The organism is Neisseria sp. P0021.S006, from assembly GCF_051956895.1.
Map to the genome: position 1 here is coordinate 1 of NZ_JBQCWZ010001218.1, position 459 is coordinate 459.

The following is a 459-nucleotide window of genomic DNA, read 5'->3' on the forward strand; positions in this document are numbered from 1 at the left end:
GCGTTGGCGTGTTTAAAGAAGCCTTTACGCATTGGCAAAAAATCGGCTTGATGCTTTTGCTGACGGGTTTGGTCATGTTTTTCAACGATAAATTCGGCGAACTTTTCAGCTTGGGCAGCTACGCGGTCGGCGTGATGATGGCGGCTTCGGGCAGCATGATTTGGGTGTGCTACGGCGTGGCGCAAAAACTTCTGTCCAAACATTTCAATTCGCAACAAATCCTGCTCATGATTTATTTTTGCAGCAGCTTTGTTTTCCTGCCGTTTGCCGAACCGTCGCAAATCGCCCATATCGGCAATCCGTTTTTATGGGGCTGCTTTATCTATTGCTGCCTGAACACGCTGATCGGCTACGGTTCATTCGGTGAAGCGCTCAACCATTGGGACGCTTCAAAAGTCAGTATCGTTACCACGCTGATACCTGTATTTACCATGATATTTTCCACCATCGGCCATCATC

1 protein-coding gene is annotated in these 459 nt (G+C 48.1%); it reads left to right on the forward strand.

Going from position 1 to position 459, the window contains the following annotated elements; translation table 11 throughout:
- Positions 1 to 459 (forward strand): DMT family transporter (locus ACTHUM_RS19565; RefSeq protein WP_440403949.1); only part of this gene is annotated, 459 nt, incomplete at both ends.